This is a genomic window from Pseudobutyrivibrio sp. 49 (genome assembly GCF_900100545.1).
Lineage (GTDB): Bacteria > Bacillota > Clostridia > Lachnospirales > Lachnospiraceae > Pseudobutyrivibrio.
The window spans coordinates 133,593-158,502 of record NZ_FNDP01000002.1 but is presented as its reverse complement, the minus strand read 5'-3'; the positions used below and the strand labels follow the sequence as shown (position 1 = coordinate 158,502).

Sequence of the window (24,910 nt, the reverse complement as noted above, 5' to 3'; positions counted from 1 at the left end):
ATGTTTGAAAACAAGCGAGGTATGACTATGATTCCATTTAATGTACCACCAGTAGTTGGAACAGAGGAGAAATATATTAAGGACGCTATTGCAAAGCACAAGATTTGTGGTGATGGCGAATACACTAAGAAATGTAATGCATGGTTAGAGGAGAAGACAGGTTCACCAAAGGTTCTTCTTACAACATCATGTACACATGCTACAGAGATGGCTGCTCTTCTTTGCGATATTCAGCCAGGTGATGAGGTTATTATGCCTTCTTTCACATTCGTATCTACAGCAGATGCATTTGTTCTTAGAGGAGCAAAGGTTGTCTTTGTAGATATTCGTCCAGATACAATGAATATTGATGAGAATAAGATTGAGGCAGCTATTACAGATAAGACAAAGGCTATCGTTCCTGTACACTATGCAGGTGTTGCTTGTGAGATGGACAAGATTATGGATATTGCACGCAGACATAACCTTTGGGTAGTAGAGGATGCTGCGCAGGGCGTTATGAGCACATACAAGGGCAAGGCTCTTGGTACTATCGGTGATTTCGGTTGCTTCAGCTTCCATGAGACAAAGAATTACTCTATGGGTGAAGGCGGAGCTATCCTTATCAAGAATCAGGATATGATGGAGCCAGCAGAAATCATTCGTGAAAAGGGTACAAACCGTGCTAAGTTTTTCCGTGGACAGATTGATAAGTATACATGGGTAGAGGCAGGTTCTTCATACCTTCCTTCAGAGCTTAATGCTGCATACCTTTATGGTCAGCTTGAGGAAGCAGACAAGATTTTTGATGACAGAATGAATTCTTGGAACGAGTATTACGCAGCATTTAAGGATTTGGCAGATGCAGGAAAGATTGAGCTTCCTACTATTCCTGAGGGATGCCAGCACAATGCTCACATGTTCTACCTTAAGTGTAAGGATTTGGAGGAGCGTACAGCTCTTATTAGCTTTGCTAAGGAGAACGATATCCTTATGGTATTCCACTACATCCCACTTCACTCAGCACCAGCAGGAAAGAAGTATGGAAGATTTGATGGCGAGGATGTTTATACAACAAAGGAGAGCGAGCGCTTAGTCAGATTACCACTTTACTATGGCCTTACAAAGGAAGACAGAGATAAGGTAATTCAGACTGTTAGAAAGTTTTACGAAGGCAAGTAAGAAATGAGAATAGAAGGCGAAAAGATTTTTTTAACTCCTATCACATATGATGATTGCGAGGATTATATCAGATGGCGTAACAGCGATCTGATAAAATCCCGTTTTATTTATCGAAAAGACCTTACAGTTGAAGACCAGAGAAACTGGATTAAGACAAAGGTTGAGACCGGTCAGGTAGCTCAGTTTATTATTTGGGACAGGGCTGATAATAAGAAGATTGGTTCAGTATATCTGCAGAAGATAGACAATGAGAAAAAGGATTGTGAATTCGGAATTCTTATTGGTGAGCCAGATTATTTAAACGGTGGTCGTGGTTCAGAGTCTGCCAGACTTATTAATAAATTTGGCTTTGAACAGTTAGGTATGAAAAAAATTTATCTTAGAGTTTTAGCTTCTAATGATAGAGCGATTCATGCATATGAAAAAGCAGGATTTGTGCCTGAAAAGGACAATGGAAAATCAATAATTCAGATAGATGGTGTAGACACAGAAGTGTTGTTTATGTCAGTAGAGGCGGAGTAAAAATATGAGATTTTCATTTGTGATTCCTTGTTATAGATCAGAGAAGACTCTTGATAAAGTAATAGAGGAAATTCAGGCAAAGATGTCTGAAATGAATCATCAGGATTATGAGATTATTCTGGTGAACGACTGTAGCCCAGATGATACTTGGGGTGTCATTCGTAGATTATGTAATGATAATAAAAATATTATTGGAATTAATCATGCTAAGAATTTTGGTCAGCATGCAGCGTTAATGGCTGGTTTCCATTTTGTTTCTGGAGACGTTGTTGTTTGCCTAGATGATGATGGACAGACACCAGCTAACGAAGTAGACAAGCTTTTAGCTAAGGTAATCGATGAAGATTATGATGTGGCTTACGCTGAATATGCACATAAGCAGCACTCTGGTTTTAGAAACTGGGGCAGTCACGTTAACAAAGTAATGACTGAAGTAATGCTTGGAAAGCCAAAGGAGCTTTATATCTCTAGCTACTTTGCTGCAAAGAGATATATTGTGGATGAAATGCTTAATTATAAGGGCGCTTATCCATACGTAATCGGTCTTGTTCTTAGAACTACAAGAAATATTTGCAATGTAGAGGTAAATCATAGAGAAAGAACTGAAGGTGCATCAGGCTATAATTTCAAGAAGCTTCTTGGATTATGGATGAATGGATTTACATCCTTTTCAATTCTTCCTCTTAGAATTGCATCTTATGGTGGTAGTGCTATTGCGTGTATCGGTTTTATATATGCTTTATATGTAATAATTAGAAAAATAGTAGCTCCTACGGAGTATCTTGGATGGAGCTCAACAATGGCGGTATTACTAATCTTAGGAGGTTTAATCTTATTAGTATTAGGTCTCATAGGTGAGTACGTAGGACGAATTTTTATAAGCATTAATAATTCGCCACAGTATGTCATTAAGAATATAATCAACTACGATAGCGTTGAGAACAAAAATTAAACGAGGAAAATATGGATCAAAATCTATTACAGGATACTAGTAAAAAAAGATTATCATTTTTTGCCGGCATGATGTTTTTAGGTGCCATACTTATTTTGGTATATTCAGCCCTGACCGGAAATGATAATCAGAAGTTTACGGATATTGTAGTGGAGTTTACTGCTATGGATGGCAGTAATAAAAGTGCTGAGAGAACAATGTTTTATTTGTTCTCTTTTTTTGGTGCTTTTGTTTATGGACTCTACTTCTTATTTGAGAAATATGGAAAACAAAAAGAGGATGTTGTGACTTGGGACAGGGGCAGCTTTGTTACAGTAGGACTTGCAGTTTCTCTTATTACTAATCTGGTTTTATATAAGACCATAAGCTGGATTGTGCTGGGAGCGTTGATTATAACTGCCGTAGCCAGAATAAAAAACAGAGATCTGGTTGTATCAGGCGCGGCTTTTGTGTTTATAGCTGTATACGCTATATGCGGCCTATATAGAGCTTTTGTGTTCTTCGGTGGAACAATACCAGCAGGAGAGAAGAAGATAGCGTTATTGGCATTTATTATCTCTATGGTGGTATTCCTATTTGGAAAAAGTGAAAAAGCTTATATGAGAGGAATCCTAATAGGACAGCTTTTGATTCCTTTTACTCTTTTGATTTATATCACCTCAAACTATATGTATGGCACTGAGCTTTATAAGATAAATGTACCAAAAAGAGCTTTGCTTTTAGTCTTGATATTTATTATTGCTTTCGTGGCAGAGGCAGTATTAAAGATTAAAAATGAATGGTATAGCCCTAATGGATTAGGCAATGTGCTTACACTTGGAGCATGTGCTTCTATTATGTCTTTCAACAGATTTAGCGGCACAGGTTCTATCGTGCCTACAGATCTTCATCATCCATTTGAAAATATTATTGGATATTCACAGATATTTGAACTTGGACAGAAGCCTTTCTCAGAATATATTCCTGTATCTGGAATGTACCCGCTATTACAAGGATGGATTTTTAAGGTATTTGGACATGGATTAGCGTCCTTCTATTATCTTACACAGAATCTATTTTATCTGCTTATTTTGACAGCAATTGTTTATCTATTAAGAAAACAGCTGAAGGCAGAATGGGTACTTCTTATTTCTATCGTATTTACGATGACAGATTACAATAGAGTGGCACTTATTGTGCCAATCACTCTGCTTTTGGCATGGCCTGCACTGATTCAGAAAAAGAATCTATGGCTAAAGGCGTGGTTTTTAACAAGCTTTGTACATGGGCTCTATTATCCTGTGTTTGGTGCAGCAGTATGTTTTGGCTTCCTTCCACTTGGAATATGGCAGATATACACCTATGCAAAATCAGGAGAGCTTTTGAAGGATGTCAAGACAGTTAAATTCTGGGCATGGTGGATAGTGTGCTTTGTTCCAGTCATCTGCGGATTAGGATGGTTGCTTGGAACAGTAAAGCATATGTTGGCTATGGGCGCACAGACCATTTACGCTGATGGAATGGCGCGCTTTGGACAGATGGCACCAGAAAACTTCTTGTCATATATCTCAAACATGCCAATAAAGGTGGCTGTGTATTACATTCTTTCGTATCTGATTGTTATTGCTATAGTATGGCTTTCTGTAGCGCTGTTCTTAAAGAGCGGAAACGTTTGTATAGAAAATAAGAGAATAAAGATTAGTAATCCTGAGAATGGCTTTTTAGCTCTTTCAATGGGACTAATGATGCTGGTTTCCTTTAGCTATACAGTAGTACGCTTTGATTACAATGAAATTTATGCTAGAAGCTATGGTGTGGTAACAGCAGCTTTTGTGATATTGATAGTCCTGATTGGCAGATTCGTTAAGGATGAAAATAAAAATACACTTTGGATATTCGCATTTGCGATATTTATTATATCTGTGGTATCTGCAGAGGGTGTGCTTCACATCGCAGATGATTCAAAAATGGAAGCCAGCTACACAGTCCCTGAGGGATATGTGTATGTGGCAAATGATAAGCCAAGACTGGGTGAGTGTTTCATTGAGCAGAGCGAGTACGAATATGTCACACGTACAAACAACTATGTAGACACTCTTGGAAGAGATAACTCATATTTTGGTTTGGTAGACAGTTTTGGCTTGTTCTATCTCTGTGATATCAAAGGTGATTCTGTAATGGAAATCCTGAACACCATAAAAGGATACGGCGCAGTAGAGGAGAGTATAGAAAATATTAAGGCAAACGATTCTATAGTAGGTCTTAATGTAAATCCATTGAGAAATTATTATCTGTATCATTGGTTGCTAACATCAGGAGAGTATGTATTTGATAATAACGCAAGATTATTCTTACATAATGATGGAAGCGTATCAAGGGAGCAGATACTTGCTCAGAACAATAATGTAACACTGCCGCTTGATTACGTAGCAGAGGATATTGGAAAAGTGGCAGGTTCATTTGGAAGCTCTTTTGAGACATTAGAGCCAATCTTTACAGAGCCTGGTATTAGCTATGAGTTGTCAAATAAGGGAGATTCTGTAGAAGTAGCTTTTGATAAAACTTTTGATGGCAATGAGGCGGATTTTATTTACCTCGAATTTGATAATCAGACACAGGACTACAGCTATGTATTGTATGATAATCATTCGCCTGTGGAGCAGAATGCAGCAGGCATAATAAAAGGTTTGCTGAGAAAAGAATATAACCCTGACACCAAGGTTACGGTATCATGGATTAGTGATATGGGTGAAAAACGTTCTCAGACCTGCAACATGGATGAAGGAAAGCTTCTTCTTCCTGTAGGAGCTGTGAGAGGCTGGCTGATGAATGGTCACTCAGAAATAACAATAGCAGTCACAGAAAATGATAAAGCAATACAAGTTCCAGAAATAAAGACAGTAAGATTGCTTAAATGCAGAGAGGTGCAATAAAAATAATCCTATGGCCAAAGAATGGTCATAGGATTTCTTTATATAAAGCTAAATATTCTTCTATAGTTTTTTCGTTTGAAAAGCTAGTGTCTGATTTTGGGATACTATCGACGAATGAAAGTGCATCATAGATAGCGTTGGCATTTTTGTCTTTTAGGGTAATGCCATATTCGTTGGCGCTTTCAGGGCTACCCCCAGTGTTATATGTGATTACAGGAGTGCCACAGGCAATAGCTTCCAAATTTGTGGTAGGATAATTATCCTCGTAGGTAGGATTAACAAAAACATATGCAGCAGAGTATAGCTCTACTAATTCAGCTACGGAATCAGTTCTTCTGATTCCGATTATTTTTTCAGGAAGCTTCTCAATCTGCTTTTCTTTAAGACCTACAAGTACAATGGCATAGCTGTCGTCAACAAGCTCAGAAAGCTGGATAAAATCATCAAGACCCTTTCTTCTATCCCATACAGCGGCTACACCTAAGATGATTTTTTTACCAACTAGCCCAAGCTTCTCATGAATATCACTTTTAGTAGGTTTAAATATAGAGGTGTCGACTCCGTTATGGATTGTCTGAATAGGATATTGCCGCATATAGGAAGCCTTCACAAGTTTTTCTAACCATAGAGATGGTGTAACTAAAGTTAAATCCTGAAGTCCTGTAAAAAGATTTCTTTTTAATTTGAAATTCTCAGCTGAGCGGTCAGCACCCCAGAGAACAGGATACACACCCTTTTGAGGGCAACCTCCACATCCTGTTAGCCATCTATTGCAATTTTCAAAATCAAAATAAGTGCAGTGACCTGTAAAAGCCCAGCAGTCGTGCATAGTCCAAATGATTCTTTTTCCGCAGGTTCTAAGATATTCAAAAAGAACAGGAACATTGATGTAGTAGCCGTGAATATTGTGAAGATGAATAACATCGGGATCATATTCTCTTACCCATTCAATGAACTTTTCGGTAGCAGTTATGCTCCCAAGGCCCATTCCATCAAAAAGGCGAGCCTTTAGACCATGCATCTTTACATCTATATTGGAACCAATGCGCACAGCAAAACGTTCGTATTGAGGAGGGACTGTATCCCTACCATATGCAATTTTTACCTCATGGCCTTGCTGCTCTAGCTGCACAGCTAAATCCGTGCAAATTCTTCCTGTGCTTTTGACGCCACAGACCACATTAATCATTAATATTTTCATAGTATGTATAATAACACTTTTTTAAATAAAAAAGAAAAGAAGGTTGCCCTTTTTATCATAAATTGACATAATAAAATTGTATGTTTATGTCTAGGGGGAAAAGGAGAATAGTGAAATGGTTGATAATATGAAAAAATATATTCAGAGTTTGGACTATAGATATAAGATGGTTTTTATTACATCTTTTATTGTAGGCTTGCTTTCACAGGGCATGGGACTATTTAACAAATATTCCTACAGAGATGATACAACATTATTTGATGTTGGAAATACACTTATATTAGGTAGATGGATGTTAGATGTGTTGGAAAAGGTAGAACGCTTTTTCTACGGCGATGGACACTATAGCATGCCTACCTTTAATGGATTTTTGGCTATTCTTTTTGTGGCATTAGCTACATGTGTAATAATTAAGCTGCTTGATATTAAGAGTGATGTTATATGCCTTCTTACGGCAGGTATTATGGTGAGCTTCCCTGTTATCACAAGCTTGTTTGGATATGTTTTTACGATACATTTTTATATGCTTGCTGTTTTTATGGGAATAGAGGGCATAAGCTTAATCTGCTCAGGTGAATCCTATCTAAAAAAAGCAGCGGGAATAATTTTGGCAGGTTTTTCTATTGGAATCTATCAGGCTTACATTCCAATGTATATTACATTAACTTTGATGTTCTTCTTCAAGTACGTATATGAAAATGATAATACTTTTAAGGAATATATCTTTAAGGCGATAGAGCTAGTTATAAGTACAGCTCTTTACATGGCAGTATATTTTGTGATGAATAAGATATACCTCACTGTTTACAATGTACAACTTGCAGATTACCAGGGAATAAGCTCTATGGGAAAACTGGGCTTAGGAGAATATCTTCATAGAGTAGTCGTAGCCTATAAAGAGTTTTTTGTTCCAACAGCAGAAAATCCATACTACATGTATTCAGGTACAATACGTGCAGTATATTATCTTGTAGTATTACTTTCTGTAGTATATTTAATAAAATTGTTAAATGAAGCAAAGAGCAATATAGAAAAGTTAATCTTCATGGGTGTTTGTATTATTTTATTCCCATTATGTTCAAATTTTGTTTTTGTAATGGCGGATATGTCAGTAACACATTCTTTGATGGTTTATTCGCAGGTATTTGTGTTCATCATGTTGGCATTTTTAGCAGATAAGATACAGCTTACAAATACAAAAGGAAATATAACTAAGCGCGTGGCATTAGTATTACTTTCTTTTACCATTTTGATGTATTGCAGATACGACAATAGGTGTTATTTAAAGGCTGATTTAATGCAGCAGCAGGCAATCAGCTATTTCACAACAATGGTTACTCAGATAAAGAGTCTTGATGGATATAATGATGATATGCCTGTGGTATTTTGCAATCGTTATCAGATTGACGATAAATCTTGGACAGACATGCCTGAATTGCGAGATATTAAAATTGAACCATATGGAAATCTTTATGACTACCTGAATAATTACAGATGGCACTTTTTTATGAACGATTGGTGTGGATATGAGCCAGTGGTGGAAAGTGACATTGATAATCCGATTTTAGATACTGAAGAGTATCAACAGATGCCTCATTATCCTGATGACGGATCAATAAAGATAATAGATGAAAAGATTATTGTGAAATTCTAAATTAATTTACACATATAGGAGAATGATAAATTATGGATAATAAAATATTACTCTTTATACCAATGTATAACTGCGAAAAGCAGATTACAAGAGTATTAGGACAGCTTACTGACGAGGTGTGCGGCTATCTTTCAGAGGTACTTGTTATTAATAACAGAAGTACTGATAATGGCGAGCAGGTGGTACAGGATTATTTAAAGGAGCATCAGCTTCCAGTAAAGGTATCACTTCTTAGAAATGATGATAACTACGGTCTTGGTGGCTCTCACAAGGTGGCTTTTAACTACGCCATGGAGAATGGATTTGATTATGCTATGGTGCTTCATGGCGATGATCAGGGAGATATTGTTAATATTCTTCCATATCTTAAGAATAAGGAATATGAAAAATATGATTGTTTCCTCGGAGCCCGCTTCATGAAGGGCTCACAGCTTCAGGGCTACTCAAAGTTTAGAACCTTTGGAAACATTGTTTACAACACATTATTTGCTATTGGCTGCGGCTGTAAGGTATACGACCTTGGCTCAGGATTAAATATGTATCGCGTAGATATCCTTAGAGATAAGTTTTATCTGAAGTATAAGGATAATCTTATGTTTAATTATTGCATGGTAATGGGACAGGCTTACTACAAGCATAGAGTAAAGTTCTTCCCGATCATCTGGAGAGAGGACGACCAGGTATCCAATGTAAAGATGGTAAATCAGGCAATGGTAGTGTTAAAAATGCTTGGTTCTTATATAATTAACAAGAAGAAGTTTGTAGAAGACGAACACAGAGATAAAATCGTGGAGGCTTATACTGCTCAAGTTATATATACAAATCAGCAGTAGTGGTGACAGGATGAAGAAAAATTCTTTTGCTTATAACTTAATAAATATTGTAGTGCTGTTGTTAGCGGCGTTAATCTTTTTTATTAACTATGAGGGGTTGAAAGACTTTCGGCAGATTAGCGAATTGCAGATACTGATTATCATAGCTACTGTTATGCTGGTGCATTTTCTTAAGGCACTGAGATTATATTTGGCACTGTATGGAGCAGATATTACTCCATCTACCTATGCGAAGACCTACTGTAAGGTTACCCCCGTAAGTATTCTGTTTCCATTTAAGCTGGGAGAGTTCTTCAGAATGTATTGCTACGGCCATTACACGGGGAACATGCTTAAGGGTGTGGTTACAGTTTTAATGGATCGCTTTATGGATACCATCGCACTTGTCACTATGATTATTGTGATGTGGCTTGGCAGCGGGGAAGCGATTATTCCACTCGTATATTTGTTGCTGGTATTTATCGTAGTATTTGTTCTGATGTTTCTTGTTTTTCCTGGTTTGTATTCATACTGGAAAAAGTACTTATTAAGGGCTGACGCGTCAGTAAGAAAGCTGGGTGCTTTAAAGTTACTTGAGGCTATGAACAAGGTATATCTGGAAATAATGAACGTATCACGAGGAAGAGGAATCATCCTTTATGTATTATCTCTTTTGGCATGGGTGACAGAGATTGGCAGTGTAGTAATCATAGCCAGCATGAATGGAATCAGAGCAGATGGTTCCCTTACAAGAAAGATTTCAGAGTATCTGGAGTCAGCTTTGATGGGAAATCAGACAATAGAATTAAAACGATTTGTACTACTTAGCGTAGTGCTTATGATTGTGATTTATCTTTTTGTAAAAGCTTTTGATGTAACAAAGAGCGAGAGGAAGTAGCATGAAGACAATTATTATTTATGATGATACAGGAAGAAAAAGTGAAGTAATTCAGGATATCATTGGCGAAAAGGGATTCGCTGACGTAGTAGTGAAAAAACGCTGTCTGGAGGATTACTACAGAGAAGAGCTGGAGAAAATCTTCTCTGATGTGGTATGGCATAAGATTCATTCAGTATTTGAATATGTTGATTTATTAAAGCACTTAGATGTGTATAACATGCAGGATGTGAGGGTGATTCACTGCTTTTCTAATTATATCGTGTCAGATGGCAGCAAGGCTCGCCTTTCCTTTGAAAAGCTTGCATTTATAGATGAGCCTTTTGGCGCCCTTGATGGAAACAGGGCTGTAGCAGCTCTTTTCCCTAGCTTAGATTCTTACAAGGCCTTTTGCAAGAATATCATTGCAGGTCGCAAGGCTTGGGATCTTATAAAGGAGCTGGAGGAGCATTTCAATATCGATGGCATGGTAGATATTGGAATCATCGGAAACTTTATCCAGTGTGTCACAGGAAATTTTGATTCTAGATATTTCAATAGTTTAAAGGGAAATGAGTATACCCTTGTAAAATCATCTACAAATAAAAAGAAGATAAAGGCTGAGTATGACTTCTATCACTTACTTCCAGAGGACATGAAGTATTGGTTTGTTATGCCTTTTGACTATAAAGAGGATGAGCAGAAGGCCAGCTACACCATGGAACGTCTTCACATGACAGACCTAGCCATCAAGTGGGTGCATGGCTCCATGGAGAAGTCTGAGTTTGAGACACTTTTGGATAAGTACTTCTATTTCTTCAAATGCCGCCACTCAAAGGCTTGTTCAGAGGCAGAATATAAGGCTATGGCAGACGAGCTTTATATCAATAAGGTAAATAGCCGTATCGAGGATTTAAAGAAGCTTCCTGAGTACAAGAGAATTGAGACTCTTCTTTCAGGAGCAGATAATATTTCTATCGATGATTTATTAAAGAGATATTATGCCCTCAAGGACAAGATTGAAGCTAGAAATAATTATCCAAAAGAGCTTGTAATAGGTCATGGGGATCCATGCTTCGCAAATACGTTATACAATAAGTCTACACAGACTTTGAAGTTTATCGACCCTAAGGGAGCCAGCAAGGAAGAGGATTTATGGACTAATCCATATTACGATATTGCAAAGCTTAGTCATTCGGTTTGTGGTAAGTATGATTTCTTCAATAATGGCTTGTTTGATATCAGTATTGCAGAAGATTTCAGTTATGATTTAGAGATACCATTCGACAACAGTGAATATATGAAGATATTCAAGACTAAGGTGGAAGAAAACGGATTTGATTATTTAACAGTTCGTATTTACGAAGCATCATTATTTATTTCTATGCTTCCATTACATATTGATAACCCACACAAGGTATTTGGATTTATCTTGAACGTGGATAGAATTTTGAAGGAGATTGAGGCAGATGTATAAGGACTACTCATTTGTGTTTGATATTGATGGCACGCTTTGCCCTATAAAGAAAAAGGAAGAGCGATACGAGGACTTAGTGCCATATCCAGATATGGTAGAAAAGCTTAGAGAATGCAAGGCTGATGGAGCCAAGATTATTCTTTATACATCCAGAAATATGAATTCCTACAACGGAAATATTGGTCTTATCAATAAGAATACAGCAATAGTTTTACACGAATGGCTTGAGAAATGGGATATTCCATACGATGAAATCGTATTTGGAAAGGTTTGGCCAGGACATAAGGGCTTTTATGTAGATGACAGAACAGTAAGACCAGATGAATTTTTAAAGCACACTCCAGAGGAGCTTGAGGAGATTTGTGCAAAGTCGAGAGAGCATTAAGAGGATAAAAGTGGAAGATAATCGAAAAATATGTGTCCTTATGTCTACATACAATGGTGAAAAATACATTAGGGAACAGCTGGACAGTATATTAGCACAGGAAAATGTAGATGTAAGCATTCTTATTCGAGATGACGGCTCAAAAGATGCTACGCTATCAATTTTAGATGAATATTGTAAGAGAGATAACGTGCACTATTATGTGGATTCTAGAAATCTAGGCGCATGTAATTCTTTTATAGATTTAATGTGGCATGTCTCATTGGATTATGATTATTATGCCTTATCTGATCAAGATGATTTTTGGCTTAAAGATAAGCTGAGCACAGGAGTAGAATTTTTGGAGAACAATTCTAGCTATGGTATATATAGTTCTTACTATACTATGGTAGATGAGAAGTTAGAGCCTATAGCTAACAATATAGATAAGAATAGACATGAGCCGACATTTGGTAATGCTATGATAGATAGTCAGGTTACAGGATGTACGGTAGTAATGACTAAAGCATTCTTAGAAAAGGTAAGAAGCTATAAAAAACCAAAACATCAATATATACATGACTGGTGGTTATATAAAGTGGGAATGCTATATGATGCTTTGTACATAGATAAGCAATCCAAAATCTTATACAGACAGCACGGAAGTAATACAATAGGTCTCGATGGTGGATTCATTCAAAGAACAAAAAGAATAATTAGTAATAGCAAGAAAATGAAACAGGCTGTAATGAGCCAAAACGAAGAGTTTGTTGAAATTTATCCGCTCAATGACAAGCAGAAAGAGATATTTGATATTGTAAATAAGAAAAAAGGTATATTAAAGTTATTATTTGCAAAAGATATAAGCAGAAGAAGCACCATTGATACTATAATATATAAATTATGGATGGCTACATGGTAGATTGAAAGGTGTAGATTAGGTTGAATAAATTTATTTTCAAAGAACGTATTCCAAATCTTATAAAGATTATGATATTTGGATTAATAGCTATATGCATGATATTTAAATGTCGCTATGGTTTTTCAAATATAGACGAATCCTTTTACATTACTATTCCTTACAGAATACTTCAGGGAGATAATCTTTTTAAGGATGAATGGAATATTTCATTAATGTCAGCGTATATAACATACCCATTTGTTAAGTTGTGGATGTTATTTACAAATTCTACTGAGGGTATTTGTCTGTATATGAGATACGCCTTTGTTTTTGTAAATACCTTGACAGCTGCATTCGTCTGGAAGCGATTGAAGAGATATTCAGAATGGGGAGCATGGTTGGCTTCCATTGCTTTTTTGATTTACGCGCCATTTTGTGTAGGTGCACTGAGTTATAATTCTGGTGGATTAATCTGTATGGTTATTGCACTAATTATCTATATGCAAAAGCAAAACATAGTGGATATGTTTATTGGAGGATACATATTTGGATTAGCTGTTTTATGCTGCCCATATTCTGTGATTTTATTTTTGTATTTAGTAATCATGGATGTAATAAATAAACGTGGATTTAAGTATATTGTAGCTTTTGTATTGGGAGGAGGATTTCTCCTTATTGGAGTTATTTACAGTATATTATCTAACATGCCATTAGAAAAATTTATTGAAATTGCATCAATAATGGTTAGTGGAGATGAGGAGCACGGTGTTAGCATAATATCAAAAATTATTACTTATCCACAGACGATACTTACAGGAAATATTTTTAATATATATTTCATAGCTATATATGTTGTCGCATTTATTTTAATGCTTGTGTTAAAAGAAGGAGTGAGAAATAAGCTTCTTACATTGTTATTCTATATAATTACAGTAAACCTTATTCTCTCATTATTTATTGAACATTATATTAATAAGCTAATGTTTCCAATAGCAATGACAGGAATAATCTTTTATTTCTACAACAATGTGAGATATAGAGACCTTTTAGAGTATGTGTATATTCCGGGCTTAATATTCTCATTAACCATGCATATTCAATCAAACCAGTTTTATTATGCTATTACTTCTGGAAGCGTAATCATGGTACTGGCGAGCATGGTATTTATTTATGAAGCATTTAGTGAATTTACAAGCGCAGATAGAAGTATTATTAGCCATAGAATAGGACAAGTCGGATTTTATACATTGGTTTCAGTGTTCTTAGTTGGGGAAATGTTTCTAAGAATTTATAATGTGTTCTGGGAGGATTCAATCAAAACTCAGTGCTACAGATTAATGGCTGGCCCTGAAAAAGGCTTGATTGTCTCTGAAGAAAAGAACAGTTTATACAATGAGTACTATGAAGATGTAACTAACAATTTGAATAGTGACGATGAGGTATTATTCCTTTCTGATAAAACATATCTTTATTTGATGGGTGGATATAAGAATATGTCATATTCAGCATGGCTTTCTGGCGAACCTGCAAATTGGATAAATAAATTGTCTGCGTATTATGAATTCAATCCAGAAAAAATACCTTCAGTGATTTTTATAGACAAAGAGTATTCAGAGCTTCAGGATATAATTAGTGAATATGGCTATGAAAATGTTGTAATAACTGAACAAGGGAATATAATATATAGAAAGTAATTTGTGTTTGCGAAAGGTGGGATGAACAATGGAAAAATTAGCTATTAACGGTGGATATCCTGTTCGAAAAGAAAAAATATTTTATGGTTGTCAGTGGATAGATGAAAATGATGCAAAGGAAGTTGTAGAAACACTCACTGGCCCATTTATTACATGTGGACCAAAAGTAGATGAAATAGAGCGTGAACTTGAAAAATATACCACAGCAAAGCATGCGGTAGTAGTTTCAAATGGAACAGCAGCTCTTCACTGTGCTTGTATAGCAGCTGGTATTGGTGAAGGAGATGAGGTCATCACTACACCAATGACATTTGCAGCATCTGCAAACTGTGCCCTATATTGTGGAGCTAAGCCTGTTTTTGCTGATATTGATCCAGAAACCTATAATATTGATCCAAAGAGCATCGAAGCTCATATTACAGATAAGACAAAGGCTGTTGTGGCAGTAGATTTCACGGGTCAGGCTGTTAAGGTAAAAGAGATTAGAGAAATCTGTGACAAGCACGGCCTTATTTTTATCGAGGATGCTGCACACTCAATTGGAACAGAATACAATGGAAAACCAGTAGGTAGTCTTGCAGATATGACCTGCTTTTCATTCCATCCTGTTAAAACAATTACAGCTGGTGAAGGTGGAGCAATTCTTACAAATGATGACGAATTATATAAGAAATTGGTATTAGCTCACACACACGGAATCACACATGATGAAGAGTTAATGGAAGGTGCGCCTCACGAAGGCCCTTGGTATTACGAGCAGATTTCATTGGGATTCAATTATAGAATGACAGACTTCCAGGCAGCACTTCTTATTAGCCAGATGAAGAAGCTTGAAGCGTTCAAGGCTAGAAGACATGAAATCGTAGAGAAGTATAATGAAGCATTTTCAAAGATTCCAGAGATAATTGTTCAGAAGGAGATTCCGGAATCTGATACATGTAGACATTTATACATCATCAGATTGGATTTAGATAAACTGAATTGTACTCGTAAGGAATTTTTTGATGCAATGTCTGCAGAAAATGTACAGCCACAGATTCATTATGTGCCTGTATATTGGTTCCCTTACTATCAGCATATGGGATATGAAAAGGGACTTTGCCCAAATGCTGAAGAGGTCTATAAGGGTATTATGAGTATTCCTCTCTATCCAAAGATGACAGACAGAGATGTACACGATGTAATCAAGGCTGTAGAGAAGGTAGTGGAGGCTTATAGGAAATGAGCTGTTTAGCGATTATTACTGCTAGAGGTGGGTCCAAGAGAATTCCTCGAAAGAACATAAAAGTTTTCTGCGGAAAGCCTATTATTGCATACAGTATTGAAGCTACTCTTAAAAGTGGGATTTTCGATGAAGTTATGGTTTCCACTGATGATGAGGAGATTGCCAGCATAGCTAAAAAATATGGTGCTTCCGTTCCATTCTTGAGAAGCGAAGCTACCGCTAATGATTTTGCTACTACAGTAGATGTATTAAAGGAAGTAATCTGCGAGTATAAAGCCAGAGGAAAAGAGTTTGACAGTGTTTGCTGTATTTATCCTACAGCACCGTTTATCAAAGGTGAAAAGCTTCAGGCTGCTTATGAGCTCTTTCAAAAGGAGAAGGCAGATTCACTTGTTCCTGTGGTAGAGTTTTCATTTCCTCCACTTAGAGGATTCTCAATTACAGATGGAAAAGTAAAATATAAATGGCCAGAATTTGAGAAAGCACGTTCACAGGATTTGGATAAGATTTATCATGATGCAGGTCAGTTTTATATTTGTTCTGTAAAGAGCCTTATTGATAATAACACTTTAGTATCTCCAAACACTGTTCCATTCATTCTTGATGAGCTTGAGGTTCAGGACATTGATACCGAGATGGACTGGAAGCTTGCTGAGTTAAAGTATAAATTGTTAGAAGCTGAGAAATAATAATGTTTAGATTATACGAAAAGATTAAAAATAACGAAGTATATGTTATAGCAGAAATGAGCGCCAATCATGGTGGCTCATTTGAAAATGCGATAAAATTAGTTCACGAAGCTGCAAAAGCAGGAGCTGATTGTCTTAAAATACAGACATATACTGCAGATTCTCTCACAATAGATTGTGATAATGAGTATTTTAAAATTAAAGGTGGTCTGTGGGATGGATACAAGCTTTATGATTTGTATCAGGAAGCCGGAACTCCTTATGAATGGCAGGCAGATATAAAAGCTGAATGTGAAAAATGTGGCATGGATTTTTTGTCAACTCCATTTGATAAAGGTGGAGTTGACTTTTTGGAGTCTATGGGTGTTGAAGCTTATAAGATCGCAAGCTTTGAATTAGTAGATATTCCACTGATAGAGTACACAGCTTCAAATGGCAAGCCTATGATTATGTCAACTGGCATGGCTTCTGTTGAGGAGATTCAGGATGCTATTGATGCCTGTCATAGAGTTGGTAATGATCAGATAGTATTGTTGAAGTGCTGTAGTGAGTATCCAGCACCTTGGGCTGATATGCATCTTGGTAATATTCCAGATATGGCAAAAAGATTTAATCTTCCGATTGGTTTATCAGACCATAGCGCCGGAAGTCTGGGCGCAGTAGTAGGTACCACACTAGGTGCATGTGTTGTTGAAAAGCATGTGATGCTTGAAGGTGTGGACAGTGCTGATAGCAAATTTAGCATGAGCACCAGTGAATTCGCAAAAATGGTTGAAGACGTCAGAAACGCAAAACTGATTGCACAGGGCCCATGCTACGAGCTTACTGAAGGCGAAAAAGGTTCCACTATTTTTAGACGCAGTCTCTTTTCAATAAAAGATATTATGCCAGGTGAAAAATTCTCTGATGAAAATGTTAGAGTTATTAGACCAGGTTATGGAATGAAGCCTAAATATCTTAAGGATATTATTGATAAGAGTGCAAAATGCAATATTCCAAAGGGAACACCATTATCTGAAGATATGATTAATTGGTAAAGAGGTAAACATGAAAATACTTTGTTTGTATAACAATGAATGTGCAGTAGAGCTATTTGCATGGTTGAAAGAGCAGGGGCATGAGACTGTTTTGTGGTCAGACAGATTAGATGCAAAATGGTGTAAGGAACAGGCTTTTGATCTTACAGTTAGCTACACATATAGATACATTATTTCCGAAGAAATAATTAATTCATTAAAGGATAATGTGGTAAATATTCATAATTCCATGTTGCCATGGAACAGGGGTGCAGACCCTAATTTGTGGAGTATTGTAGAGAACACACCACGTGGTGTTACACTACACTACATTAATGCAGGGCTTGATAAAGGTCCTATCATAGTTCAGGAAGTTGTTGATGATACGGATAATGAAACATTGAAGAGCAGCTACAATAACTTAGATGTAGCTGCTAAAGCGATGTTTAAAAAGGCATTCAAGTATGTGGAGTTTTGGCAATCAATGAAGAAGACGCCAGTTGGAAATGGTTCATATCATTCTGTGAAGGATGGCGAGAAAATAAAGAGTGTGATAGACACTTACGATTTGTCGATTACAGAATTTAGAAAGAGATTAAAAGAACTGTAATTAAAGAGGAGAAATATTAATGTTACGTGTCACTAAGAAGTTATTATATATACTTAATAAAAAGCAAAAAGTCGAAATGGTTGGCTTGCTTATATTGATGTTGATAGGTGGCGCTGTTGAGTCACTGAGCGTATCATTGGTATTTCCATTGGTTTCGGCGGTGACTGAGAGTAAAAATTGGGATTCCAACAGATTTGCAAAAGTAATAACTAGTGTTTTCAATGTAGAGAATAAGATTCAATACATTTCGATTTTGTTGGTTCTATTGATTTTTATTTTTCTTTTCAAAAATATTTATCTGTTGTTTGAGTATTATGTACAGTTCTCTTTTATAGCCAAAAGTCATCTTGAGATGCAAAAAAAGTTGTTTCATAAATTTTTAATGAAACCATATTTGTATTATTTGAGCTCGAGTACAGCAGAGATATTACGAATAGTGCAGGTGGATACTAGCCACACATTTACTTTATTAACAATGATTCTTACCTTCTATACTGAGGCAATTGTCGGTGCTATCTTATTAATTACTATTTTTGTTATTAGCCCACAGATAACCGGCATTCTTTTAGTATTCCTTCTGATAGAAGTGCTTATTATTGCAAAAATAGTAAAGCCTAGAATGAAAAGAATGGGAGATAGACAGCGTTCAGAAAGTAGCATTGCTAATAAATGGTTTTTACAGGCCATAAATGGTATTAAGAGCGTAAAGGTAGAACATAAAGAATCATTCTTTGAAGGCAACTATAACGACCATCTTAAGGGGGTAATCAATGCTGATAAGAAATATCAAATTATCAGCAATATTCCACGATTACTTATAGAAGCGGTTACTGTTTCAGGCGTATTGTTATATATGCTCATAGCCGTAAAATTAGGCGTAGAAATAGAAGGTTTAATTCCGCAGCTATCAGCATTCGTTCTAGCCTCTATGAGGTTATTACCTAGTGCAAATCGAATTAGCGCAATGATTAACCAAGTACCTTTCTCAGAAGGTGGTCTGGATAATGTTATTAATACATTAACTAGTGAAGCAGTAAATTCAGATAGTGATGAGCAGGCTTCAACTACTGATTGCAAAAAGATTTTATCAATAGAGTTAGACAATATTTCTTTCAAATATCCTAATAATGATAACCTTTTACTGGAAAAAGCTTCTCTGAAAATTGGTGAAGGTGAGTCTATTGGTATTGTAGGTTCATCGGGAGCAGGCAAGACTACTACAATTGATATTATTCTTGGTTTGCTTGCGCCATTAGAAGGAAAAGTATTAATTAATGATATCCAGTTAGAGGATTGCTATTACAGTTGGTTAAAGAGAATATCATATATTCCACAGCAAATTTTCCTGTTGGACGGAACAATAAGAGATAATGTGGCATTTGGATTAAATCCATCTGAGATTGACGATTCACAGGTTAATAGAGCATTAAAAGAAGCTCAGCTAGAGGATTTTGTTAACACATTGCCAAAGGGAATTTATACAGAGATTGGCGAGGCTGGAGTACGATTATCTGGTGGACAAAGACAAAGATTAGGAATTGCCAGAGCCCTTTATACAAATCCCGATGTTATTTTCCTTGATGAAGCTACATCTGCTTTGGATAATGAGACAGAGGCAGCTATCATGGAATCGATAGATAGTCTTAAGGGCGAGAAAATCATGATTATCATTGCCCATAGACTTACAACTATCAGCAATTGCGATACGATTTACAGAGTCGTTGACAAAAAGATTGTTAAAGAATAGGGGAGGATTATGTCGTTTTTTAAATATTCGTTGTTAGGCGATTTTAAAAGAAGACTACAGCTTGAGCATAATAGATATGCTTGGCATAAAAGAAATAGACATAACGATACTACACCTAAGAATTTATTTAATATAAATTGTGTAGAGGTGGGTAATTATACCTATGGTTATTTGTTTGTTATGTCATCTGGAAATGATGCAAAGCTAAAGATTGGTAGCTTTGTGTCTATAGCTACAGATGTTAAATTCTTACTCCGTGGTGAGCACGCCTTAAATACAATTTCCACCTTCCCTATACAGGTAAAGGTACTAGGTGAAGGAGAAGATGAATCCTTCGCAAAGGGCGATATTGTAGTGGATGACGATGTCTGGATTGGACAGAACGCGCTTATTCTTTCTGGCGTGCACATCGGTCAAGGAGCTGTTATAGCTGCAGGTAGTGTGGTGACAAAGGATGTGGAGCCATATGCTATAGTTGCAGGAAATCCAGCCCGAGTAATAAAGAAACGTTTTAGTAATGAAATAATTAATGAGCTATTAAAGATAGATTTTAGTTCGATGACTAAAGAAGAACTAAAAAAGAGACAATATCTAGTTGATGAAGAGATAAAAAGCAAAGAACAATTGGATATATGGAAAAAGGGGGATGAGTAATGGCAAATGCCATAAAAAAAATCTATAAGCCAATAATAATCGCAATTGCACAGTGGATATTAACTACAGCATTTCAGGTTGATAGATTATTCTTTAGATATGATGCTCCAACAATATATTTTTATATAGTGAAGGCAACATATGCTATTGTTCTAGTAATAACATGGTGTTTTATCTTCTTTGTGTTTCAAAAATTAAAAGAACGAGATGCGGTGTACATTAGAGGCGCGCAGATTTTTCTAATATATTTTTTGTTGGTTATGGTATTACTCACAATATTGTGGCCAGGAACATGGGCGTGGGATGATATTAATACATTAGAAAGTATAGTATATTATACTTCCTTTTTTCCATGGAATAATATTATTACTGGCTTATATCAGGATATATTGTTACAGCTCTTGCCATTTCCAGGTGGAATCATTTTTTTGCAGAATCTTATAATATCGTTATGTGTAGCCGCAGTAGTTGTTGATTTAGAAAGTATTTTGGATATTAAGGTATCGAAGAATGTTTGTATTGATACTTTAGTTAAAATCATACCGTTCTTTTTGCCACCTGTACTGATGTATCAGTTTTCAGGATATAGAATGGGACTTTATGTTTATTTAGAATTGTTATTAATAGTAAAGATAATAACAGCAAAAATCCAGGGAAAAGAATGGACATGGTCGACTATCTTATTTGTTGTTTTTCTATGTGTGATTGTTTCAACATGGAGAACTGAATCAATTGTATATATTCCAGGATTATGTGTTCTTATATTATTCTTGAGTAAGAATATATTCCCTAAGAATGGAAAGATTATTTGTATTTTAGCTATTGTTATAGGCTATATTTTCGCAAGTAAATGTCAGAGTTTTGCAGCTAGAAATAATGACTATCAGATGATTTCATTGCTTTGTCCAGGCGGTGAATTAGTAAGATGTGCTGATATTGAAGCGGATAAAGTTGAACTTGAAATGATGGATAGAGTGACTGATTTAGAGTACATCAGAAATAATCCTGAAATTGCAGGTCAATATTTATATTGGGGTGGTTGCGTAAGAACAGGTTACACTAAAGCCGAATATAACGATTATATAAAAGCCTTAGTTAGACTTTCGTTAAAATATCCTAAAGTTGTTTTTGAAGAAAGAATGAAAATGTTCATCAAGAGCACAAATATTTTTGGAGATGCTACGACTAATGTTAATACTGCAGAGATTTTTGATGAAGGAATAACTAATAGTGCACAAATTGAAGCATACACATTTAATTGGTTTGCATATAGACCGATTTTCAAGGATTTAAGAAAAGGCCTGGTAAATGTATTGTGTTGCAGAAACTCAGAAGGAGAATTTATCGGGGTACTGTATAAAATTATATGGAATGCATTGATTCCAATAATTATACTATTAGTAGCTTGGATTAGGCTATTAGTAAAGAAGCAGTGGTTTCTGTGGGGCATTTGCACAGCTGTTATTGTGAGAATTCCTATCATAATCCTCACAGAACCAGCTGGATGGATAATGTACTTACTGTCCTTCTATTTCATGGGATATGTATGTCTGTTCTATATGTTGTTGAGATATATAAGTCAAAAGAGAAAAGCAAGTGAAGTTGAGTGATATACGGGGAGATTAAATTGAAGTATCTATCATTATGTATTCCTACAAATGGAATAAGTGAATGGGTAATTCCTGTCTTAGATAAAATATTTCAAGAGAAAGCTGACCGCTCTTTATGGGAGGTTGTCGTTACTGATAATGGTAAAGACGAAGCCTTTCAGAAGCAGATGCTTGAATATGAATCTAAATATGAGAATTTTGTTTATAAGAAGACAGATGCATATCTGTTTGATAACCAGATAGAGGCACTTCGATTGGCGTCGGGTCAATATCTTAAATTCGTTAATCATAGATCCATTATAAAAGATGGTACTGTTCAATGGTTTATAGATGAGATTAAAAAGAATCTTGAACAGAAGCCAGTAATATATTGGTCTAATGGTTCGTTGAAATATGATAAAGAGCGTGAGTACGACGATATTGATGGCTATGCAAAGGCTTTAGGTGAAGTGGCATCATGGACTACTGGAGTAGGTGTTTGGAAAGAGGATTTTGATACTATTCCAGAGAATCATGAGTTTAATAAGATATCCCCTCATTCGGATGTGCTTTACTGGGTGAAGGAAAATCGAAAATACAAGATTATAGATAATCAGTGGGCAGTTGATATAGACACTAGCCATAAGCAAAAGGGCAAATATGATTTGTTCAAGGCGTTTGCTATAGAAGAGATATCTATTCCGCTGAATTTGTACTTAGATGGACATATTAGTGCCAAGACCCTTAAGCATATAATAAAAAGATATGAAATATTAGTTGCAGGTTTTTACTGCAATTTTGTAATTCTAAGGACACCTTGTTCCTATGATTTATCTGGGCTTGATGAATCGTTGGGTGTCTTCCTTAGCAAAAGAAAAGTTGTGGCTAGAGCGATTGCCATGATTCCTAAATATATATTGGTAAAGGTTTTAAGATAATGAATCCTATTATTAGTGTTATCGTTCCAGTTTATAACGTAGAAAAATATATATCAAAGTGTATTGATTCCATTTTGGCTCAAACATTTTCGGACTATGAGCTTTTGCTAGTGGATGATGGATCAACAGATTTCAGTGGAAGCATATGTGATGAGTATTCAGAAAAAGACTCTCGTGTGCGAGTGATACACAAGGAAAATAGCGGCCCTTCTGATGCGAGAAATATGGGAATAGCTGAGGCAAAGGGTGAATATGTTACATATATTGATAGCGATGATGTAGTACATATTCAATACCTTGAGCTCCTTTATAATTCAATAAAAGACAATGCAGCAGAGATATCAGTATGTAATATTGTACATTTCCATAACGAAGATGAGATAGACATAAATAGCAAGTTTAATCCCACCATTCAGGTAATGGATGGCGAAGAAGCCATGATACAAATGCTTATTGGAAATATTCATGGTAGCAGTGCCTGCGCGATGTTAGTTCCAACTGCTATGGCCAGGGAAATCACTTTCCCTAGTGGAAGATACCACGAGGATGATTTTATTTCCTACAAATACATCTATAGTGCAAAAAGGGTAGCTAATATAGAAGACGCTATGTATTTTTACTATCAGCGAGAGAATAGCATTATGCATAGTGGCTACGGAAAAATATCTGTAGATGAGCTTGATGCAGCAGATTATGTATATTCTGAGTGCGAAAAATATGGAAAGAAATTTCAGCAAGCCGCAGTAATAAAAAAGTTCTTTAATTACTATCAGGTATTAGTAGAGAATCCAAATCTAAAAGAATTGGATGTTTGCCAATATAATAGAGTAATAAGTGGATTGAAGGAAATGAAGGGCCCAATGCTTTTCAGCCCTTACAGTAGAAAGAAAATGAAGGTGGCTGCATTAATGCTGTATGTAGGTGGTCCAAGTCTACTGGCAGCTGTTGCACGTAAAATGAGCTAAGAGGATTTACGGGAGAATAATGGATAATAAGGTAATTTCGATAATAGTACCAATCTACAATGTGGAAGCTTACTTAGATGAGTGCGTGGAATCTATTTTGGCTCAAACATACTCACATATACAGATTATTCTTGTGGATGATGGTTCCACAGATAATTCGGGAAAGAAGTGTGATGACTGGAAAGAAAAGGATTTTAGAATTATTGTAGTCCACAAGGAAAATGGTGGATTGGCTGACGCCAGAAATGCTGGATTAAAATTTGCCACAGGAGACTATATTGGCTTTGTGGACAGTGATGATTACATTGCTAGAGATATGTACGAAAAGCTCTTATTAGCAATGAATCAAAGCGATAGCGAGGCTGCTATATGCGGTTATTCATCAAGCGAAGAGGAAGTAAAGCTTTCCGAGAAACAGCAGCTGACATATGAGACATTTATTGGAAGAGATTTGGTTAATGCTACAGTTTTCCAAGAAGATAAGCGAATGACTTATTCTGTGTGGCGCTGTCTGTTTAAAAGGGAGGATGTAATAGATTTAGAATTTCCTTTTGGCAAATTGTATGAGGATGTTTGCTATTACATAACCACCTTTTGGAAGATGAAAAAGGTGGCTTTTGTAAGCCAGAATCTATATTATTATCGATTACGAAATGATAGTATCACCGGAGTAAAGGTTACAAATAGACATATAGACGATTTACTTTTGTATTCATCAAACATCTTAGATTTTTATCGTGAGAATGGTGATGAGCAGGAGAATAGAAAAGCTAAGTCTGCAGTATTAAAAGATGTACTTGCTTACAGATGGATTTGTAAAAGGAATAAAGACTCCGTTGAATTATGCAAAAAAATTGATTCGTTTATCAAGAAAGAATCGCTTAGTATAAGGCTAATTGATGGTGGATTTGTTAATAAATTAAGATTCTTTAGATACAGATATCTTTGAA

22 protein-coding genes are annotated in these 24,910 nt (G+C 36.0%); 21 read left to right on the top strand and 1 reads right to left on the bottom strand.

The genetic code is table 11. The features are described 5' to 3' along the window. Positions 1-27: 27 nt before the first annotated feature. The 4 genes from rffA to BLP54_RS04035 are packed head-to-tail and all read left to right on the top strand — an operon-like array spanning position 28 to position 5,547. Positions 28-1,161, top strand: a complete 1,134-nt coding sequence (gene rffA / locus BLP54_RS04050; protein WP_090167037.1) for a dTDP-4-amino-4,6-dideoxygalactose transaminase — start codon at positions 28-30, stop codon at positions 1,159-1,161. Between the two features lie 3 nt (positions 1,162-1,164). Next, a complete protein-coding gene (locus tag BLP54_RS04045) occupies positions 1,165-1,683 on the top strand; it encodes a GNAT family N-acetyltransferase (protein ID WP_090167036.1) in 519 nt (172 codons plus the stop codon). A 4-nt stretch (positions 1,684-1,687) separates the two neighbouring features. Continuing rightward, the gene (locus tag BLP54_RS04040) at positions 1,688-2,635 is read left to right on the top strand and encodes a glycosyltransferase family 2 protein (protein WP_090167034.1); all 948 of its coding nucleotides are present in this window, start codon (positions 1,688-1,690) and stop codon (positions 2,633-2,635) included. Positions 2,636-2,646: 11 nt separating this feature from the next. Continuing rightward, positions 2,647-5,547, top strand: a complete 2,901-nt coding sequence (locus tag BLP54_RS04035; RefSeq protein WP_090167032.1) for a hypothetical protein — start codon at positions 2,647-2,649, stop codon at positions 5,545-5,547. A gap of 25 nt (positions 5,548-5,572) precedes the next feature. Here BLP54_RS04035 and BLP54_RS04030 read toward each other — a convergent pair whose 3' ends face one another. After that, a complete protein-coding gene (locus tag BLP54_RS04030; RefSeq protein ID WP_207646774.1) occupies positions 5,573-6,736 on the bottom strand; it encodes a glycosyltransferase in 1,164 nt (387 codons plus the stop codon). A 127-nt stretch (positions 6,737-6,863) separates the two neighbouring features. Here BLP54_RS04030 and BLP54_RS04025 point away from each other — a divergent pair, with 127 nt between their 5' ends. Genes BLP54_RS04025 through BLP54_RS03945 form a run of 17 tightly spaced genes read left to right on the top strand, consistent with a single transcriptional unit; the run spans position 6,864 to position 24,909 of the window. Continuing rightward, entirely contained in the window at positions 6,864-8,402 is a 1,539-nt protein-coding gene (locus BLP54_RS04025) for a glucosyltransferase domain-containing protein (RefSeq protein ID WP_090167028.1), read from the top strand. Positions 8,403-8,434: 32 nt separating this feature from the next. Then, positions 8,435-9,235 (top strand): glycosyltransferase family 2 protein, encoded by an 801-nt coding sequence (locus BLP54_RS04020; protein ID WP_090167026.1) that lies wholly within the window; start codon positions 8,435-8,437, stop codon positions 9,233-9,235. Positions 9,236-9,245: 10 nt separating this feature from the next. Beyond that, positions 9,246-10,112, top strand: coding sequence for a lysylphosphatidylglycerol synthase domain-containing protein (locus tag BLP54_RS04015; RefSeq protein ID WP_090167024.1), 867 nt, complete (start codon positions 9,246-9,248; stop codon positions 10,110-10,112). 1 nt (position 10,113) lies between these two features. Further along, the gene (locus tag BLP54_RS04010) at positions 10,114-11,568 is read left to right on the top strand and encodes a hypothetical protein (protein WP_090167022.1); all 1,455 of its coding nucleotides are present in this window, start codon (positions 10,114-10,116) and stop codon (positions 11,566-11,568) included. Beyond that, positions 11,561-11,953 carry an HAD family hydrolase gene (locus tag BLP54_RS04005; RefSeq protein ID WP_090167020.1) on the top strand — a complete coding sequence of 131 codons (393 nt, stop codon included), beginning with the start codon at positions 11,561-11,563 and terminating at the stop codon, positions 11,951-11,953. The genes BLP54_RS04010 and BLP54_RS04005 overlap by 8 nt, the downstream gene beginning before the upstream one ends. Before the next feature lie 10 nt (positions 11,954-11,963). Next, entirely contained in the window at positions 11,964-12,854 is an 891-nt protein-coding gene (locus BLP54_RS04000) for a glycosyltransferase (RefSeq protein ID WP_090167018.1), read from the top strand. 20 nt (positions 12,855-12,874) lie between these two features. Further along, entirely contained in the window at positions 12,875-14,527 is a 1,653-nt protein-coding gene (locus BLP54_RS03995) for a hypothetical protein (protein ID WP_090167015.1), read from the top strand. Between the two features lie 28 nt (positions 14,528-14,555). Further along, the gene (gene pseC / locus BLP54_RS03990) at positions 14,556-15,752 is read left to right on the top strand and encodes a UDP-4-amino-4,6-dideoxy-N-acetyl-beta-L-altrosamine transaminase (protein WP_090167014.1); all 1,197 of its coding nucleotides are present in this window, start codon (positions 14,556-14,558) and stop codon (positions 15,750-15,752) included. Next, positions 15,749-16,441: a pseudaminic acid cytidylyltransferase gene (gene pseF / locus BLP54_RS03985; RefSeq protein WP_090167012.1), complete on the top strand. Its 693-nt coding sequence runs from the start codon at positions 15,749-15,751 to the stop codon at positions 16,439-16,441. The genes pseC and pseF overlap by 4 nt, the downstream gene beginning before the upstream one ends. Before the next feature lie 2 nt (positions 16,442-16,443). Beyond that, positions 16,444-17,478 carry a pseudaminic acid synthase gene (gene pseI / locus BLP54_RS03980; RefSeq protein WP_090167010.1) on the top strand — a complete coding sequence of 345 codons (1,035 nt, stop codon included), beginning with the start codon at positions 16,444-16,446 and terminating at the stop codon, positions 17,476-17,478. Positions 17,479-17,488: 10 nt separating this feature from the next. Then, positions 17,489-18,067 carry a formyltransferase family protein gene (locus tag BLP54_RS03975; RefSeq protein ID WP_090167008.1) on the top strand — a complete coding sequence of 193 codons (579 nt, stop codon included), beginning with the start codon at positions 17,489-17,491 and terminating at the stop codon, positions 18,065-18,067. A gap of 19 nt (positions 18,068-18,086) precedes the next feature. Beyond that, positions 18,087-19,814, top strand: coding sequence for an ABC transporter ATP-binding protein (locus tag BLP54_RS03970; protein ID WP_090167006.1), 1,728 nt, complete (start codon positions 18,087-18,089; stop codon positions 19,812-19,814). 9 nt (positions 19,815-19,823) lie between these two features. Further along, entirely contained in the window at positions 19,824-20,468 is a 645-nt protein-coding gene (locus BLP54_RS16215; protein ID WP_090167004.1) for a CatB-related O-acetyltransferase, read from the top strand. Continuing rightward, positions 20,468-22,078: a hypothetical protein gene (locus BLP54_RS03960; RefSeq protein ID WP_090167002.1), complete on the top strand. Its 1,611-nt coding sequence runs from the start codon at positions 20,468-20,470 to the stop codon at positions 22,076-22,078. Before BLP54_RS16215 ends, BLP54_RS03960 begins: the two co-directional genes overlap by 1 nt. 17 nt (positions 22,079-22,095) lie before the next feature. Beyond that, a complete protein-coding gene (locus BLP54_RS03955) occupies positions 22,096-22,995 on the top strand; it encodes a hypothetical protein (RefSeq protein ID WP_090167000.1) in 900 nt (299 codons plus the stop codon). Beyond that, positions 22,995-23,960: a glycosyltransferase family 2 protein gene (locus BLP54_RS03950; protein ID WP_090166998.1), complete on the top strand. Its 966-nt coding sequence runs from the start codon at positions 22,995-22,997 to the stop codon at positions 23,958-23,960. Before BLP54_RS03955 ends, BLP54_RS03950 begins: the two co-directional genes overlap by 1 nt. A gap of 19 nt (positions 23,961-23,979) precedes the next feature. Then, complete coding sequence (locus tag BLP54_RS03945) at positions 23,980-24,909, top strand: glycosyltransferase (protein ID WP_090166996.1); 930 nt, start codon at positions 23,980-23,982, stop codon at positions 24,907-24,909. The last annotated feature ends 1 nt before the right edge of the window (position 24,910 follow it).